General features: G+C 37.6%; 14 protein-coding genes and 1 other annotated feature. Of the genes, 12 read left to right on the forward strand and 2 right to left on the reverse strand.

The features are described from left to right. Window positions 1-58: 58 nt before the first annotated feature. The 11 genes from AABL52_RS05405 to AABL52_RS05455 all read left to right on the forward strand — a co-directional run bounded on the left by AABL52_RS05405 (window position 59) and on the right by AABL52_RS05455 (window position 14,563). Window positions 59-343, forward strand: a complete 285-nt coding sequence (locus AABL52_RS05405; RefSeq protein ID WP_000890213.1) for a post-transcriptional regulator — start codon at window positions 59-61, stop codon at window positions 341-343. Window positions 344-613: 270 nt separating this feature from the next. Further along, window positions 614-2,878, forward strand: a complete 2,265-nt coding sequence (gene secDF, locus AABL52_RS05410) for a protein translocase subunit SecDF (protein ID WP_063260738.1) — start codon at window positions 614-616, stop codon at window positions 2,876-2,878. A gap of 153 nt (window positions 2,879-3,031) precedes the next feature. After that, window positions 3,032-3,925 (forward strand): cation diffusion facilitator family transporter, encoded by an 894-nt coding sequence (locus AABL52_RS05415; protein WP_073516592.1) that lies wholly within the window; start codon window positions 3,032-3,034, stop codon window positions 3,923-3,925. Between the two features lie 101 nt (window positions 3,926-4,026). Then, a complete protein-coding gene (recJ, locus tag AABL52_RS05420; protein ID WP_341519021.1) occupies window positions 4,027-6,366 on the forward strand; it encodes a single-stranded-DNA-specific exonuclease RecJ in 2,340 nt (779 codons plus the stop codon). A gap of 47 nt (window positions 6,367-6,413) precedes the next feature. Next, window positions 6,414-6,926 carry an adenine phosphoribosyltransferase gene (locus AABL52_RS05425; protein WP_000346221.1) on the forward strand — a complete coding sequence of 171 codons (513 nt, stop codon included), beginning with the start codon at window positions 6,414-6,416 and terminating at the stop codon, window positions 6,924-6,926. A 211-nt stretch (window positions 6,927-7,137) separates the two neighbouring features. Next, window positions 7,138-9,321: a GTP diphosphokinase gene (gene relA, locus AABL52_RS05430; RefSeq protein ID WP_001262800.1), complete on the forward strand. Its 2,184-nt coding sequence runs from the start codon at window positions 7,138-7,140 to the stop codon at window positions 9,319-9,321. Window positions 9,322-9,338: 17 nt separating this feature from the next. Further along, window positions 9,339-9,779: a D-tyrosyl-tRNA(Tyr) deacylase gene (locus tag AABL52_RS05435; protein ID WP_097844010.1), complete on the forward strand. Its 441-nt coding sequence runs from the start codon at window positions 9,339-9,341 to the stop codon at window positions 9,777-9,779. A gap of 214 nt (window positions 9,780-9,993) precedes the next feature. Next, window positions 9,994-10,170: a hypothetical protein gene (locus tag AABL52_RS05440; RefSeq protein ID WP_001242605.1), complete on the forward strand. Its 177-nt coding sequence runs from the start codon at window positions 9,994-9,996 to the stop codon at window positions 10,168-10,170. A 54-nt stretch (window positions 10,171-10,224) separates the two neighbouring features. Further along, window positions 10,225-10,455 (forward strand) — a binding site (T-box leader). 69 nt (window positions 10,456-10,524) lie between these two features. Then, window positions 10,525-11,796 (forward strand): histidine--tRNA ligase, encoded by a 1,272-nt coding sequence (hisS, locus tag AABL52_RS05445; RefSeq protein WP_097844063.1) that lies wholly within the window; start codon window positions 10,525-10,527, stop codon window positions 11,794-11,796. A gap of 12 nt (window positions 11,797-11,808) precedes the next feature. Continuing rightward, window positions 11,809-13,584 carry an aspartate--tRNA ligase gene (gene aspS / locus AABL52_RS05450; protein WP_098585858.1) on the forward strand — a complete coding sequence of 592 codons (1,776 nt, stop codon included), beginning with the start codon at window positions 11,809-11,811 and terminating at the stop codon, window positions 13,582-13,584. A 211-nt stretch (window positions 13,585-13,795) separates the two neighbouring features. Then, window positions 13,796-14,563: a tRNA threonylcarbamoyladenosine dehydratase gene (locus AABL52_RS05455; protein ID WP_000903182.1), complete on the forward strand. Its 768-nt coding sequence runs from the start codon at window positions 13,796-13,798 to the stop codon at window positions 14,561-14,563. A 481-nt stretch (window positions 14,564-15,044) separates the two neighbouring features. Here the strand turns inward: AABL52_RS05455 and AABL52_RS05460 are convergent, their stop codons facing one another. Then, entirely contained in the window at window positions 15,045-15,686 is a 642-nt protein-coding gene (locus tag AABL52_RS05460; protein WP_000857720.1) for an RsfA family transcriptional regulator, read from the reverse strand. Between the two features lie 37 nt (window positions 15,687-15,723). Next, window positions 15,724-17,010: a replication-associated recombination protein A gene (locus AABL52_RS05465; RefSeq protein WP_341519022.1), complete on the reverse strand. Its 1,287-nt coding sequence runs from the start codon at window positions 17,008-17,010 to the stop codon at window positions 15,724-15,726. Between the two features lie 292 nt (window positions 17,011-17,302). On the opposite strand from AABL52_RS05465, the gene cymR reads away from it, so the two are divergent. Next, window positions 17,303-17,719, forward strand: coding sequence for a cysteine metabolism transcriptional regulator CymR (cymR, locus tag AABL52_RS05470; protein ID WP_000704116.1), 417 nt, complete (start codon window positions 17,303-17,305; stop codon window positions 17,717-17,719). Window positions 17,720-17,741 lie beyond the last annotated feature (22 nt).

Below are 17,741 nucleotides of genomic sequence, written 5' to 3' on the forward strand. Positions count from 1 at the left end.
CCATTAGAGCGGGATTAAAAGCGACTTTTCGTGCTGAAATAAGAAGGAGATGTTATGTATGTTAGAAAAAGAGGCTTTGGTAGAATCATACCGCGGACAGTTACAAGTCGTTTTAGAAAGCAAAGTAGAAGAGTTCCACATGTTCGGTTATGACCGAGTAACAGATGATGACATTTGGAAGTTTCTTAAAGTGAAAAAGTGGAAGAAGATAGACAGCGATGTGAGGTTATATGAATTAGTAAATGATGTATTAAGAGTAAGTGCTAATGAATATATGACTTATTTAACTGTTGAAGCATATCAAGCGCCACTTTGGTCATTTGATGAATATGAAAATAAATAACCGACTGCAATTGGTTTGTTCTTCCTTTTGCAGTATAATGATAGGTATTGATAATGAGGAAATGATTATGTCTAAGATTATATATAAAGGGGGTAGTGAAGAGAAAAAATAAATAATGAAAGTGTAGGTATTATGAAAAACTTACCGACACAGCTAGTGATGAACTAGCAAAATTATAGAAAGGAAGTCTACTAACTAGGCGTATGCACACGTGTAAAAGTGAATCGTAAGAGATTTATTTAAAGTGTTAGTAGCAGAAAGAGGGTACATATGGCAAAGCGTGGTACGAGAATTGCCGCCTTTTTCCTCATCGTTTTATTAATCGGTGGAGTAATTGGTGCGGCAGGAAAAGACATAGCAAAAGGAATTAGTCTAGGACTAGACCTTCGCGGTGGTTTTGAAATTCTGTATGAAGTAAAACCAGCCAAAAAAGGTGATAAAATCGATCGAGACGTACTTGTAAGTACAGTAGGTGCTCTGGAAAATCGTGTCAATGTTCTTGGTGTAAGTGAGCCGAACATTCAAATCGAGGGGCAAGATCGAATTCGTGTACAGCTAGCTGGTGTACAAGATCAGCAAAAAGCACGTGAAATGTTATCAACGCAAGCGAAATTAACATTCCGTGATGTAGATGATAACCTTCTTATGGACGGAACGGATTTAAAAGGCGGCGGAGCGAAGCAAACATTTGATGAGCAAGGTCGTGCGAGCGTAGGTCTTACACTAAAGAGCGCTGAAAAATTCCGTGAAGTAACTGAAAAAATTTCAAAAATGCCACCACCAACGAATTTAATGGTAATCTGGCTAGACTTTGAAGAAGGAAAAGATTCGTATAAAGCAGAATCTGCAAAGCCGAATCCGAAGTTCTTATCAGCAGCAACAGTAAGCCAAGTGTTTAACCAAGCTGAAGTATCTATCGTAGGTGGAAACTTCACAGTTGAAAGTGCGAAACAACTTTCATCTTTATTAAATGCAGGTGCACTTCCTGTTGATTTAAAAGAAATGTATTCAACATCAGTTGGAGCGAAATTTGGTCAACAAGCATTAGACCAAACGATTTTCGCTAGTGCGATCGGTATCGCTCTTATTTTCTTATTTATGCTTGTATATTACCGTTTACCAGGGCTTGTAGCTGTAATTATGTTAGGTCTATACATTTTTGTTACGCTACTCGTATTTAACTGGATGCATGCGGTTCTTACATTACCAGGTATTGCGGCATTAGTGCTCGGGGTAGGTATCGCGGTTGATGCGAATATTATTACGTACGAGAGACTGAAGGAAGAGTTGAAAATTGGTAAGTCAATGATGTCAGCATTCCGTGCTGGTAACCATCGTTCATTAGCGACAATTTTAGATGCAAACGTTACGACTCTGGCAGCTGCAGGTGTGTTATTCGTATATGGTACAAGCTCAGTACAAGGGTTTGCGACAAGTTTAATTGTAAGTATTTTAGTCGGTTTCGTTACAAACGTATTCGGTACTCGTTTCTTACTAGGATTACTTGTAAAGAGTCGTTACTTCGATAAAAAACCAGGATATTTCGGTGTGAAACAAAAGGATATTATTCCATTAACAAAAGGTGTAGTACATCCACCAACGAAATTTGATCGTATTAACTTTGTAAATGTCGGTCATAAATTCCTTATCTTCTCAATGGTAGTTGTAATTGCGGGTGCAATCATTTTACCAATTTTCAAACTGAATCTTGGTATTGACTTTGCGAGTGGTACACGTATGGACTTGCAATCAAAACAAGCAGTTACCGTGTCTGATGTTCATAAAGATTTTAAAGAATTGAACATAGATGTGAAGGAAGAAAATATTGTACCGACTGGGGATGACAATAAAGGGTTCGCAGTTCGTACATTAGGTGTTCTATCAAAAGATGAAATTGCGAAAACAAAAACATTCTTCCATGATAAATATGGTACAGAGCCAAACGTAAGTACAGTTTCACCGACAATTGGTAAAGAGATTGCACGAAATGCATTTATCGCTGTACTGATTGCTTCTGCGGTTATCATCCTATACGTAAGTATTCGATTTAGATTTACGTATGCATTATCTGCAGTACTTGCATTATTACATGATGCGTTCGTTATGATTGTTATGTTTAGTATTTTCCAATTAGAGGTAGACTTAACGTTTATCGCTGCGGTATTAACAATCATCGGTTATTCTATTAATGACTCGATTGTTACATTTGATAGAAACCGTGAATTATACAAACAGAAAAAACGAGTTCGCGATATAAAAGACTTAGAAGAAATCGTAAATGCAAGTATTCGCCAAACGCTTGGTCGTTCGATTAACACCGTATTAACAGTGTTATTCCCGGTAATTGCGTTACTTATCTTCGGTAGTGAGTCATTACGTAACTTCTCGTTTGCGTTACTTGTTGGATTAGTTGTAGGTACGTACTCTTCTGTTTTTGTCGCTTCTCAAATTTGGTTAATGCTTGAAAACCGTCGTTTGAAAAAGGGCAAAAACAAGAAAAAGGTTGAGAAAGTAGAATCTGAACCGCAAGTATAAAAAAGATGATGTCTCTTTATGAGGCATCTCTTTTTTCGTTTGTGGATACAATAAGATAGCAACTTTGAAATGGGTAAATGGAAGAGACTGGTGATGTTATCGCTATTTTTGTTACAATAAAAAGATAGGTTAAGAAAAGAAGGGATTTTAATTATGGAAAAAGATGAACGTTTTAAACAGGCCGAGTTTGGTGCTATTGTCGGGATCGTTGGTAATATTATATTAGCGATTGTAAAGGCGGTAATTGGTTATATTGGGAACAGTAAAGCGCTATTAGCGGATGCCGTGCATTCTGCATCAGATGTAATTGGTTCGCTAGCTGTACTGTTTGGATTGCGAGCAGCAAAGCAACCGCCTGATGAAGATCATCCGTATGGTCATGGTAAAGCGGAATCGATTTCAGCTATTATTGTTGCAGTATTATTATTTATTGTGGGAATCGAGATAGCAATTTCGTCTATAAAAGCTTTTTCGCAAGAACTAGAACCACCGAAAGGAATTACGATTTTTGCTGTTGTTCTTTCGATTGTTGTGAAAGAAGGAATGTTTCAATATAAATTCCGATTAGGGAAGAGAGTAAATAGTGATGCAATTATTGCAAATGCATATGAGCACCGTTCGGATGTATTTTCTTCAATTGCAGCTTTAATCGGTATTTGTGCAGCGATTATCGGTGGTAAGTTCGGATTAGATTGGCTTGTATACGCCGATCCAATTGCAGGATTATTTGTTTCACTTCTTGTTGCAAAAATGGCATGGAGTATTGGGACAGAAGCAATTCATGCAACGCTTGATCATGTTCTGCATGAGGAAGATGTTGTTCCGCTTAGAGAGGCTGTACTTCAAATAGACGGTGTGAAAAAAATTGGCTCTTTATATGCAAGGGAGCATGGTCATTACGTTATTGTTGATATTAAAGTTTCTGTAGATCCATACATTACTGTAGAGGAAGGGCACCGCATTGGAAAGCATGTGAAAGAAACGCTTATGAAACAAGATAACGTACAAAATGTGTTTGTACATATAAATCCGTATTCTCCAAATTAAACATTATTAACATTTTAGTATATAGATATTGCGTCGTAGTTTGCATTATATTGTCACCCCTTAATCTGTCTTGTATAATGAACAGGTTAAGGGGTGATTTCGTGTTACAACCGAAGACGCGTTGGAAAGAAAAAGAATATAATGGTGAACGAGTGAGTGAATTAGCAAGTAAATTACAATTATCACCACTTGTCGTTTCGTTATTCCTTGGTAGAGGACTAGATACAGAAGATAAGATTTTAGATTTTTTAAATACAGAAAATCAAGAATTTCATGATCCATTTTTATTAGAAGGAATGGATAGAACGGTAGAACGTGTAAATAAGGCGATTCAAAATGGAGAGCAAATATTAATATTTGGTGACTACGATGCGGACGGAGTAAGTAGTACGACTGTGTTATATCTTGCCTTGCAAGAATTAGGGGCAGACGTAGAATTTTATATCCCAAACCGTTTTACAGAAGGATATGGACCAAACGAAGAAGCATTTCGTTGGGCACATAGCGCAGGGTTCTCGCTAATTATTACTGTTGATACTGGTATCGCAGCAGTTCATGAAGCGAAGGTAGCGAAGGAGCTTGGAGTAGATCTGATTATTACGGATCACCATGAGCCACCGCCGGAATTGCCAGAAGCACTTGCGATTATTCATCCGAAATTAGATGGCGGTGTGTATCCGTTCCACTATTTAGCTGGTGTAGGTGTTGCGTTTAAAGTTGCGCATGCACTATTAGGCCGTGTACCGGAACATTTATTAGAAATTGCAGTAATTGGTACAGTAGCCGATTTAGTGTCACTTCATGGTGAGAATAGATTGCTAGTGAAGCGCGGTTTAAAACATATGCGCATGACAAAAAATATCGGACTAAAGGCGCTGTTTAAAGTTGCTAACGTATCGCAAAGTGAAATTACAGAAGAGAGCATTGGCTTCTCGATCGCACCGCGTATTAATGCAGTTGGGCGTTTAGAAGATGCTACGCCGGCTGTACATCTTTTATTATCAGATGATCCGGAAGAAGCGAAAGAGTTGGCTGAAGAAATTGATGAGCTGAACAAACTGCGAAAAGATATTGTAAAGCAAATTACAGAAGAAGCTATCGCTGAAGTGGAAAATAATTTCCCGCCAGAAGACAATAAAGTACTAGTACTGGCAAAAGAAGGCTGGAATCCAGGTGTAATTGGAATCGTCGCATCTAAATTAGTTGAACGTTTTTATCGTCCAACGATTGTATTATGCATTGATCCTGTAAAAGAAACAGCAAAAGGTTCAGCACGTAGTATTGCAGGATTTGATTTATTTGCAAACTTGTCAGATTGTAGAGAGTTATTGCCACACTTCGGAGGACATCCAATGGCAGCGGGAATGACGCTACATATGAATGATGTAGATGAATTGCGCCGCCGCTTAAATGAACATGCAGAGGTAATTTTAACAGAAGAAGATTTTATTCCAATTACAGCTGTTGATGTTTTTTGTAAAGTGGAAGATGTAACGCTTGCAGCAATTGAAGATATGCAAAAGTTAGCGCCATTTGGTGTTGGAAATCCAAAACCGCGTATTGCAGTGAAGGACGCAGAGCTAGAAAGTATTCGTGCAATCGGATCAGATGGTTCTCATTTGAAAATGGCTCTTCGCGATGGACAAGCGACACTGGATACAATCGGATTTGGTTTTGGTGCGTATGCGAAAGAAATTTCTCCAGTTGCAAAGGTATCTGTAATAGGAGAAGCATCTATCAATGAATGGAATAATTTTAAGAAGCCGCAATTAATGGTACAAGATATTGCTGTAGAAGCGTGGCAATTATTTGATTGGCGTAGTATGCGTAACGTAGAAGCGAATGTAGCAGAACTTCCGAAAGAAAAAATTACGATGGTGTATTTTTCTGAAGAGGTATTGAATAAATTTTCTTTAGAAGACTATAAAGAGCATATGATGCATGCATCAGAAGTAACCCAATTGGATGATCAATACATCGTGTTACTTGATTTACCAAAAGGAACAGATGAATTACGAGATTTATTTAAAGTTGGGTTCCCATCGCGAATTTATACGCTATTTTATCAAGAGAATAATCATTTATTTAGTACTGTTCCAACGAGAGAACACTTTAAATGGTACTATTCGTTCTTGAGCCAAAAAGCACCATTTTCTTTAAGACAATACGGAGCACAACTTTGTCAACATAAAGGTTGGTCAAAAGATACAGTAAATTTCATGACACAGGTGTTTTTTGAGTTAGAATTTGTTACAATAAAAGATGGCGTCATTTTTATGGCAGACAAAAAACAAAAGCGTGATTTAATTGAATCGAACACATATCGTGAGAAAATGAACCACTTACAATTAGAAAAAGAATTGGTTTATAGCACATATCAGCAACTATATACATGGTTTGAAACGATTCGTAATCATAAAGAAGTAGAACAGTTAGGGTAAAGGATTTGTATTTACAAACCTTTTAGATCTGAGGAGGATTCAGAAATATGGATTTCAAGCAACATATCGCAATTGTACCGGATTATCCAAAAGAAGGTATTGTATTTAAAGACATTACACCGTTAATGAACGACGGTAAAGCATACAAAGCAGCAACAGATGCAATCGTTGAGTATGCAAAGAAAAGAGACATTGACGTTGTAGTGGGGCCAGAAGCACGTGGCTTCATTATCGGTTGCCCAGTTTCTTATGCATTAGAAGTAGGTTTTGCACCAGTTCGTAAATTAGGGAAATTACCACGTGAAGTAATTACAGTTGACTACGGTAAAGAATATGGTAAAGATGTTTTAACAATCCATAAAGATGCAATTAAGCCAGGTCAACGCGTATTAATTACAGATGATCTATTAGCTACAGGTGGAACAATTGAAGCGACAATTAAGCTAGTTGAAGAACTTGGCGGAGTTGTAGCTGGAATTGCATTCTTAGTAGAGCTTACTTACTTAGATGGTCGTAAAATGTTAGATGGTTACGATGTATTAGTATTAGAAAAATACTAATCACTATATAGGTAAAACTACGGTGATAAAAAGTACCCGTGAATCTCTTGGAGAGGAGCGGGTACTTTTGTATAATTGCACAAAAAAATAAGGTGAAATGTCAGTAAAATCTTTTCCTTTTCACAATTCACAATCATTAGGTTATAATGATAGAATATAATTTATTCTAACTTAATTAAGATAAAGTCAATTTTCAATAAAAGGTGATTCGATGGCAAATGAGCAGGTACTAACAGCTGAACAGGTACTCGAGAAAGCAAGTCAATATTTAGCGGATGAAGATATTGAGCTAGTGGCACGTGCCTATGAATATGCACGTGATGCGCATAGCGAACAATATAGAAAATCGGGTGAACCGTATATTATTCATCCAATTCAAGTTGCAGGTATTTTAGTTGATTTACACATGGATCCAGCTACAGTATCAGCAGGTTTCTTACATGATGTAGTGGAAGATACAGAGATTACATTAGAAGATATTGAACGGGAATTTAATAAAGAAATTGCTATGCTTGTCGATGGTGTAACGAAGCTCGGAAAGATTAAATATAAATCTCATGAGCAACAACAAGCAGAAAACCATCGCAAAATGTTTATTGCAATGGCTCAAGATATTCGAGTTATTTTAATTAAACTAGCTGATCGTCTTCATAATATGCGTACATTGAAACATTTGCCTCAAGAGAAGCAGCGTCGCATTGCGAATGAAACGTTAGAAATCTTTGCACCTTTAGCACATAGACTCGGAATTAGTACTATTAAATGGGAGTTAGAGGATACGTCACTTCGCTATTTAAATCCACAGCAATACTATCGTATTGTAAATTTAATGAAGCGTAAACGTGCAGAGCGTGAAGAATATTTAGACGAAGTAATGACTGGTATTCGTGAGAAATTAAAAGAGGTTTCAATTCAACCTGAGATTTCTGGAAGACCAAAGCATATTTACAGCATTTATCGTAAGATGGCACTGCAAAATAAACAGTTCAATGAAATTTACGATTTATTAGCTGTACGTGTCGTTGTCAATAGTATTAAAGATTGTTATGCAGTGCTTGGAATTATTCATACGTGCTGGAAGCCGATGCCAGGTCGTTTTAAAGATTATATTGCGATGCCGAAAGCAAATCTATATCAATCTCTTCATACGACTGTAATTGGGCCGAAAGGTGATCCGCTTGAAGTGCAAATTCGTACGAAAGAAATGCATGAGATTGCAGAATTCGGGATCGCGGCGCACTGGGCGTATAAAGAAGGAAAAACAGCAGAAACAACAGGTACATTAGAGAAGAAACTTACTTGGTTCCGTCAAATATTAGAATGGCAAAATGAAGCTTCTAATGCAGAAGAGTTTATGGAGTCATTAAAAATTGATTTATTCTCTGACATGGTATTCGTCTTTACACCGAAAGGCGATGTAATGGAATTGCCACTTGGATCTGTTCCGATTGACTTTTCGTATCGCGTGCATTCAGAGATTGGAAATAAAACAATTGGTGCAAAAGTAAATGGGAAAATGGTGACACTTGATTATAAATTAAAAACTGGTGACATCATTGAAATTTTAACATCGAAACATTCGTATGGACCAAGTCAAGATTGGGTGAAACTTGCCCAAACATCTCATGCGAAAAACAAAATACGTCAATTCTTTAAGAAGCAACGTAGAGATGAAAATATTGAAAAAGGCCGTGAACTTGTTGAAAAAGAAGTACGTGGCTTAGAGTATGAGATGAAAGAAGTGCTAGCTCCTGACAATTTAAAACGTGTTGCTGAGAAGTTCAATTTTGCAAATGAAGAAGATATGTTTGCAGCAGTTGGATATAGCGGGATTACAGCGTCGCAAATTGTTACGCGACTAACGGACAAATTCCGTAAGCAACGTGAAGAAGAAGAGATTGTTGAAGTTAAAGAAGTTCGTAAACCGATGAAAATTCGAAAATGGGATTCTGGCGTTAAAGTAAGTGGTGCGGATAATTTATTAATTCGTTTATCAAAATGCTGTAACCCGGTTCCAGGTGATGATATCGTTGGGTATATTACGAAAGGCCGAGGTGTATCGATTCACCGCCGTGATTGTGTAAATGTTCATACAGAAGAAGCTATAGAACGTTTATTAGAAGTAGAGTGGGAAGGTAGCCCTGAAAAAGAAATTGAGTATAACGTTGATATCGAAATTTCAGGTTACGATCGCCGTGGCTTATTAAATGAAGTATTACAAGCTGTTACAGAGACGAAAACGTACATTTCGGCAGTTTCTGGTAGAAGTGACCGTAATAAGATGGCGACAATTAATATGTCAATCTCTATTCGTAACTTACAGCATTTGAAAAAAGTAGTAGAACGCATTAAACGTGTTCCAGAAATTTATGCAGTACGACGCATGATGCATTAATAGGGAGTGTAGAAAAGATGAGAGTTGTTTTACAACGATCAAAAGAAGCGTCTGTCACAGTAGACGGTGAGATCGTAGGACAAATTCCGTTCGGTTTAACATTACTAGTTGGCATTACGCATGAAGATACAGAAAAAGATGCAACTTACATTGCAGAAAAAATTGCGAACTTACGTATTTTTGAAGATGAGAGCGGAAAGATGAACCATTCTGTACTTGATGTAGAAGGACAAGTTTTATCAATTTCGCAATTCACATTATACGGAGATTGCCGCAAGGGAAGACGTCCAAACTTTATGGGCGCTGCTAAACCTGACTATGCAGAGCGTTTATACGATTTCTTTAATGAAGAAGTTCGTAAGCAAGGATTGCATGTAGAAACAGGGACGTTCGGAGCAATGATGGATGTTTCTTTAATTAATGATGGTCCGGTGACCTTAATTGTGGATAGTAAATAGTGCTATTCAAGAAGAGGGGATGATATCATCCTCTCTTTTTTTATACATTGTTGTATGTTTTGTTCATTTATCCCGTTATTTGTGGACAGTGAACCCCGCGGATGAAAGGGTCACTTGCTTTGGAATCAATAGCTTTTTCGTTTATGTATAACTCTCTAATCAATATGGAACAATAAAAAGTAAAACATCCATATTGAATGTGAGGGATATACGTATGCGTATGAATGAAAAAGGGCATTCTGTTACAAATGGTGCAAATCAATTGTTTAACGTGAATTTTCATGATTTTATTTCAAAAGAGCAAAACAATACTTCAATGGAGCTCGCTTCTGAGTTTGGAATTTCTCTTCAAGATGTAAAGCGTTTAAAGAAGCAGATTGAACGCTCTTAGAGTACTTGACAATCCTACTCAACAAACGTATAGTAATTTTATATTTACATATGAATATAACCGTTGATAGAGAAGAGTAAATGAGACACACATGGCAAGAGAAGAAATGTCTTAGGCTGAAAACATTTCTACATGATGACTGATTGAATGACACTCTAGAGGTTTCAACTTGAACGGCGTATATGCTTAGTAGGGATGAACGCACATTTAAGCGTTATTAAAAAAGTGGAAGCATTCGTGCTTCAATTAGGGTGGCACCACGGGTATAATACTCTCGTCCCTACTGTTCAAACAGTAGAGGCGGGAGTTTTTTTATTTTTATTAAGATTAAAACAATTTGAGGAGGAACTGAATATGTCTATTCAAATCCCACGCGGAACGCAAGATATTCTTCCAGGCACTGTTGAGTTATGGCAGTATATCGAAGGGCAAGCACGCGAAATTTGCCGTCGTTACAATTATAAAGAAATTCGTACACCAATTTTTGAACACACTGAGCTATTTTTACGTGGTGTTGGTGATACGACAGATATCGTACAAAAAGAAATGTACTCATTCCAAGATCGTGGAGAGCGTAGTTTAACATTACGTCCAGAAGGTACTGCACCTGTTGTACGTTCTTACGTTGAAAACAAAATGTTCGGTGACGCAACACAACCAACAAAATTATACTATATCGGCCAAATGTTCCGTTACGAAAGACCACAAGCAGGTCGCTATCGTCAATTCGTACAATTCGGTATTGAAGCAATCGGTAGTAACGATCCTGCAATTGATGCAGAAGTAATTGCACTTGCTGTAGAGTTTTACCGCGGCATGGGCTTAAAAAATATTAAAGTTGTATTAAACAGCTTAGGTGATGCGGCGAGCCGTCAAGCACACCGTGATGCGTTAATCGCACACTTCGAGCCACGTATTGGCGAGTTCTGTTCTGACTGTCAATCTCGTTTAGAAAAGAACCCGCTTCGTATTTTAGATTGTAAGAAGGACCGTAACCATGAATTAATGGGAACAGCACCATCTATTACAGAATACTTAAACGAAGATTCAGCAGTATACTACGACAAAGTTCAAGAGCTATTAGCGATGATGGATGTTCCATTTGAAAAAGATCCGAACTTAGTACGAGGTTTAGACTACTATCAACATACTGTTTTTGAAATTATGAGTGAAGCAGAAGGATTCGGTGCTATCACTACATTAAGTGGTGGTGGACGTTATAACGGACTTGTACAAGAAATCGGTGGACCAGAAATGCCAGGTATCGGTTTTGCGATGAGTATTGAACGTTTAATTATGGCACTAAAAGCTGAAAACATCGAATTACCAATTGAACATAGTATCGATTGTTACGTTGTAGCTCTTGGTGAAAAAGCGAAAGACCATGCTGCGAAAGTTGCGTTTGATCTTCGTAAAGCTGGATTATCAGTGGAAAAAGATTATTTAGACCGCAAAATGAAAGCACAATTTAAATCAGCAGATCGTCTAAAAGCAAAATTTGTAGCTGTACTAGGGGAAGATGAGCTAGATAAAGGCATCATCAACTTAAAAGATATGGCAACAGGCGAACAAGAAGAAGTAGCATTAGATGTATTTGCTTCATACGTAGCAGAGAAATTAATATAGGGGGAACTTACAGTGGCTGAAAGAACACATGCATGTGGAAAAGTAACAGTAGAAGCAGTTGGACAAACAGTTCAATTAAAAGGTTGGGTACAAAAACGCCGTGATTTAGGTGGATTAATCTTTATCGACTTACGTGACCGTACAGGTATCGTACAAGTTGTATTTAACCCAGAAACATCAAAAGAAGCGCTAGAAGTAGCAGAAACAATTCGTAGCGAGTACGTATTACACGTAGAAGGTACAGTTGTTGAGCGTGGTGAAGGCGCAATTAATGACAATATGGCAACTGGTCGTATTGAAGTGCAAGCAACGAAAGTAAACGTATTAAATGCAGCGAAAACAACGCCAATCATTATTGCTGATGATACAGATGCATCAGAAGATGTGCGTTTAAAATATCGTTATTTAGACTTACGTCGTCCTGTAATGTTCAACACATTCAAAATGCGTCACGACGTAACTAAAACAATTCGAAACTTCTTAGACACAGAAGATTTCTTAGAAGTGGAAACACCAATTTTAACGAAGAGCACACCAGAAGGAGCTCGTGACTATTTAGTACCAAGTCGTGTACATGATGGTGAATTCTATGCATTACCACAGTCTCCACAGTTATTTAAACAGCTTCTTATGGTCGGCGGATTTGAGCGTTACTATCAAGTAGCACGTTGTTTCCGTGACGAAGATTTACGTGCAGACCGTCAACCAGAATTCACGCAAATCGATATCGAAGCTTCATTCTTAACACAAGATGAAATTTTAGATATGATGGAGCGCATGATGACGAAAGTTATGAAGGATGCAAAAGGTGTAGAAGTGAGTGCACCATTCCCTCGTATGAAATACGCTGATGCAATGGCTCGTTACGGTTCTGATAAGCCAGATACACGCTTTGAAATGGAACTAACAGACTTATCTGAGTTTGCAGCAGGTTGTGGCTTTAAAGTATTTACAAGTGCTGTAGAAAGCGGCGGACAAGTAAAAGCAATTAATGCAAAAGGTGCTGCGAGCAAATACTCTCGTAAAGATATCGATGCATTAACTGAATTCGTAAAAGTATACGGTGCAAAAGGTCTAGCTTGGCTTAAAGTGGAAGAAGACGGCTTAAAAGGACCGATTGCGAAATTCTTCGGTGAAGAAGAAGCAAACGCGTTAATGACTACATTAGAAGCTACTGCTGGCGACTTATTACTATTCGTAGCAGATAAGAAAAGCGTTGTTGCAGATAGCTTAGGTGCACTTCGTTTACGTCTAGGTAAAGAGCTTGAGTTAATTGACGAAAGTAAATTTAACTTCCTATGGGTAACGGATTGGCCACTTCTTGAGTACGATGAAGATGCAGATCGTTACTTCGCAGCTCACCACCCATTCACAATGCCATTCCGTGAAGATGTTGAGCTATTAGAAACAGCACCAGAAAAAGCACGTGCACAAGCATATGACCTTGTATTAAACGGTTATGAGCTTGGTGGTGGATCACTTCGTATTTACGAGCGTGACGTACAAGAAAAAATGTTCAAAGCACTTGGATTCTCACAAGAAGAAGCACAAGAGCAATTCGGATTCTTATTAGAAGCATTTGAATACGGTACGCCACCACACGGCGGTATCGCATTAGGTTTAGACCGTCTTGTTATGTTACTTGCAGGCCGTACGAACCTTCGTGATACAATTGCATTCCCGAAAACAGCAAGCGCAAGCTGCTTATTAACAGAAGCTCCAAGCCCAGTTGCAGAAGCACAGCTTGAAGAGCTAAGCTTAAAATTGAGCGTGAAAGAAGAGAAGTAAGAGAAGTAAAAATAAGGTCTAGATGGTTATACTAATACCATCTAGACTTTTTTAATGGATAATTGAGAGAAGAGGTAAAAGCGCGGTTTACACTATGCTTTCCTTCTCGAAATATGTATTTTTAGGAATTCTATAACTTTTTCTATACAAATAGTCGGAAAAACGCTAGAATACATGGTAGACCATTTTTGTAATAGGAGTGTAGAGCTGAATGTTACATCAATTTTCACGTAATGAATTAGCCTTCGGTAAAGAAGGACTTGAAATATTAAAAAATAGTACAGTCGGTATTTTAGGAATTGGCGGCGTAGGGTCATTTTCGGCAGAGGCGTTAGCGCGTTCTGGCGTTGGGCGTCTCGTATTAGTTGATAAAGACGTTGTAGATATTACAAACGTAAACCGTCAAATTCACGCTTTAGTATCTACTGTAGGACGTTCAAAAGTAGAATTAATGAAAGAGCGTATTGCAGACATTAATCCAGAGTGTGAAGTAATTGGATTAGAAATGTTTTATACTGATGAAACATATGAAGAGTTCTTCAAACATGGCTTGGATTTCGTAGTAGATGCATCTGATACGATTACGTTCAAAATTCATTTAATTAAACAATGTTTACGTCGCAAAATTAAAATTATCTCATGTATGGGTGCAGCAAATAAAATGGATCCAACTCGTTTCCGTATTGCGGATATCTCTAAAACACATACAGATCCAATTGCGAAAGTAATTCGTACGAAGCTTCGTAAAGAGGGTATTAAAAAAGGTGTAAAAGTTGTCTTCTCTGACGAAAACCCGATCGTAATTCGTGAAGAAGTACGTAAAGAAATCGTACCAGACGAAAATGCAAAAATTCGTAAAGCGAAATTACCACCTTCATCAAATGCATTCGTACCATCTGTGGCAGGCTTAATTATGGCAAGTCACGTTGTACGTGAACGCATTAAAAACGTAGAAGTGAAACGTGTAGGGCAAGAATAAAGTAAAAGCATATATCCATTTCGGATATATGCTTTTTTTGTATGTATTAAAGAAATAGGGATATTTGCATTACTACTAGTTCAAATGTAAGTAAGGCTAGTAAGTAATGATCATATTTATCTGATTTATAGGCGGACGTCTTTTTTAAACTGTTAATGGTGAAAAGAGCCAAAGTTAGGACGAGAACACCGAGTGTTATTTTGAAAACTATTAAAGAAATAGTAACCAGCTCCCTTTAAAAGTATATGTTTATAATAACATTTAAGTGGAAAATATCCAATTATTTCCGGTTGTTTCCTTGTGTGAACTTAAGGGTTTTTATTGTCAACTTTTGTCGGTAAGTCGATATTCTTTGTCGAATCGTCGATATATTAAAAAAATCGTCTATATAATTTCATTTACCGACACACACATACATATATACTCTCCACCAAAAAAACAAAAAGGGATGTCACTTAGTCAAAAAAGTGACATCCCTTTTCTAATTCTCAGCAGAATATATAATATCTAAATTTCCATTTTGATCTGTCTTGAAAATGGGAGCAATCTGTTCTTCTTGTTCTTCAACGGAAACGAGTTTTCGAGCACGGTCCATAATTCTAACAAGCATTGCATAATCTTCTTCGATTGCTTGTTGTTTTTTTGAGAGTACTGCTAATTTTGCTTCGAGTTCATGATTCGTTTTTTGCAGGGATGTGAGCTGAGCTTGTAATACGTCATTTTCAGTTTGTAACTTTGCGAGTGAAGGGTTATTGTGCTCTAAGTTTTGCAAAAATGAAATGACACTTTGCATTGTAAGTTCTTGTTTATTTGGCGTAATATCTTCTGAAAACTCGGCGTCAATTACGAGTTGTTTCGTTTGTGTGAAATGCTCTTTTTCTATTTTAGCTTCAGAGCGTTTTAATTCTTTACGTTGTTTTTTTGCAAGTTGCACCGCATCTTCGTAATTCGGTCGTACTTCAGCATTCCATCTAAAGCCGCAAGCTGCTGAAGTGCGGTTCAATGTATCGCCGACTTCATCGAATGCTTTTATTTGTGTACTGCCGCTGCGAATATGTCGTAAAACAGTTTCTGCTAAAAGGAGATCGTCTTCTTTTGTCCATGCATCTTGACGTGTTTTCATAAGCGAAGCCTCCGTAATGGTGACGTTTTCGCTTATGTTACCCTTTATTTTTCGTTTTATTCGAACTTTGTAATCTTTCATATACAGTAGAAAGTGCTTGCTCAAATTTCCCTGTCGTTTTCGGTTTATAATATTGTTTGTTTTTTATTTTATCAGGTAAGTATTGTTGTTGTACCCAACCATTTGGATGGTCGTGTGGATATAAGTATCCAATGCCTCTACCAAGTGATTCTGCACCTTTATAATGACTATCTTTTAAATGACTTGGAATGTCGCCTGTTTGACCGTTACGTAAATCGTGTAATGCAGCATCAAGTGCTTTATAAGCTGAGTTTGATTTTGGTGATAGGCAAAGCTCGATAACAGCATTTGCAAGTGGTATGCGTGCCTCTGGGAATCCAACACGTTCAGCTGATTCTATGGCTGCTAGTGTACGCGGTCCGGCTTGCGGGCTAGCAAGTCCGATATCTTCATATGCCATAATAAGAAGACGTCTACTAATGCTCTGTAAATCACCAGCTTCAATAAGGCGTGCTAAATAATGAAGTGCTGCATTTACATCACTTCCGCGCACTGATTTTTGAAATGCCGATAATACGTCATAATGAGCATCTCCGCCTTTATCGTGAACGAAGCTCTTTTTTTGCAAGCATTCTTCTGCAATTTCTAGTGTGATTTCCGCAGCTTTGTCATCCGTTGTAAAGCTAGATAAAACAGCTAGTTCAAGTGCGTTATAAGCGGAACGCATATCTCCGCCTGAAGCATTTGCGAAGTGATGTAATGCTTCAGGCGTAACGGTTACATCATACTCGCCAAGACCTTTTTCTTTATCTTCAAGTGCTCGTTTTAAGCCGATTAAAAGATCATCTTCTGTTAATGCGTGTAATTCGAAGATTTGACAACGACTTCGAATAGCAGAATTAATAGCATGGAACGGATTACTCGTCGTTGCACCAATTAAGGTAAGGAGTCCACTTTCTAAATGAGGTAATAGAAAATCCTGTTTTGCTTTATCTAGACGGTGTACTTCATCTAAAATTAAAACGAGGTGTCGATGCATCTTTGCCTCTTGTACGACAACTTCCATATCTTTTTTATTATGAGTAACAGCGTTTAATAGGCGAAAAGGGGTTCCGGTACTTCCTGCAATTGCGCTCGCAATGGATGTTTTTCCAGTGCCTGGAGGACCGTATAAAATCATAGATTGAAAATGATTTGCTTGGACCATTCGCCATAAAATTTTTCCTTCACCAACTAAATGTTGTTGTCCGATAATTTCTTGAATATTTGTAGGGCGCATTCGATGTGCGAGTGGTTGTTTCATTTTTACCGTCTCCCTTAATGTATAATCTCTTTCTATCGTATCATTTTTTTTAGTGGAATTTGAAATAGGATGCCGTTTTGTGGGAAAAATGAATATGAATATTTTCATTTTTCTTTCAATTGTAATAATTTCCGAGTTTTTCAATGTGATTTTATGTTATCATTTTGATACACAAGTTGAAATTTCTTATAATACTATATTATGCTATAATTTCATAGGATTTTAAATTGTGTTCTTTTATAAATAAGATATAACCAATAGAAGTGAAAATTTGAAAAGAGGTGCAAAATAGATGAAGATTTCAACGAAAGGCCGCTACGGCTTAACAATTATGATCGATCTTGCAAAAAAGTTTGGTGAAGGTCCGATTTCCTTAAAATCAATTGCGCAGGCACATGACTTATCGGAACATTACTTAGAGCAATTAATTTCACCACTTCGTAACGCTCGTCTAGTAAAGAGTACGCGCGGGGCATATGGCGGATATGTATTGTCAGATCAGCCAGCTAACATTACAGCTGGGGATGTAATCCGTGTACTAGAGGGTCCAATTAGTGTTGTAGAAATGATAGAAGAAGAAGAACCAGCACAACGCCAATTATGGATGCGTGTTCGTGATGCGGTGCAAGAAGTGTTAGATAGTACAACGTTAGAAGATTTAGTACGTTATGAGGAAGAAAATCACGGGGGCTATATGTTTTACATTTAATTCCTTGTGAAACGATTTGGAA

Source organism: Bacillus paramobilis (genome assembly GCF_038096195.1).
Taxonomy (GTDB): Bacteria; Bacillota; Bacilli; order Bacillales; family Bacillaceae_G; genus Bacillus_A; species Bacillus_A mobilis.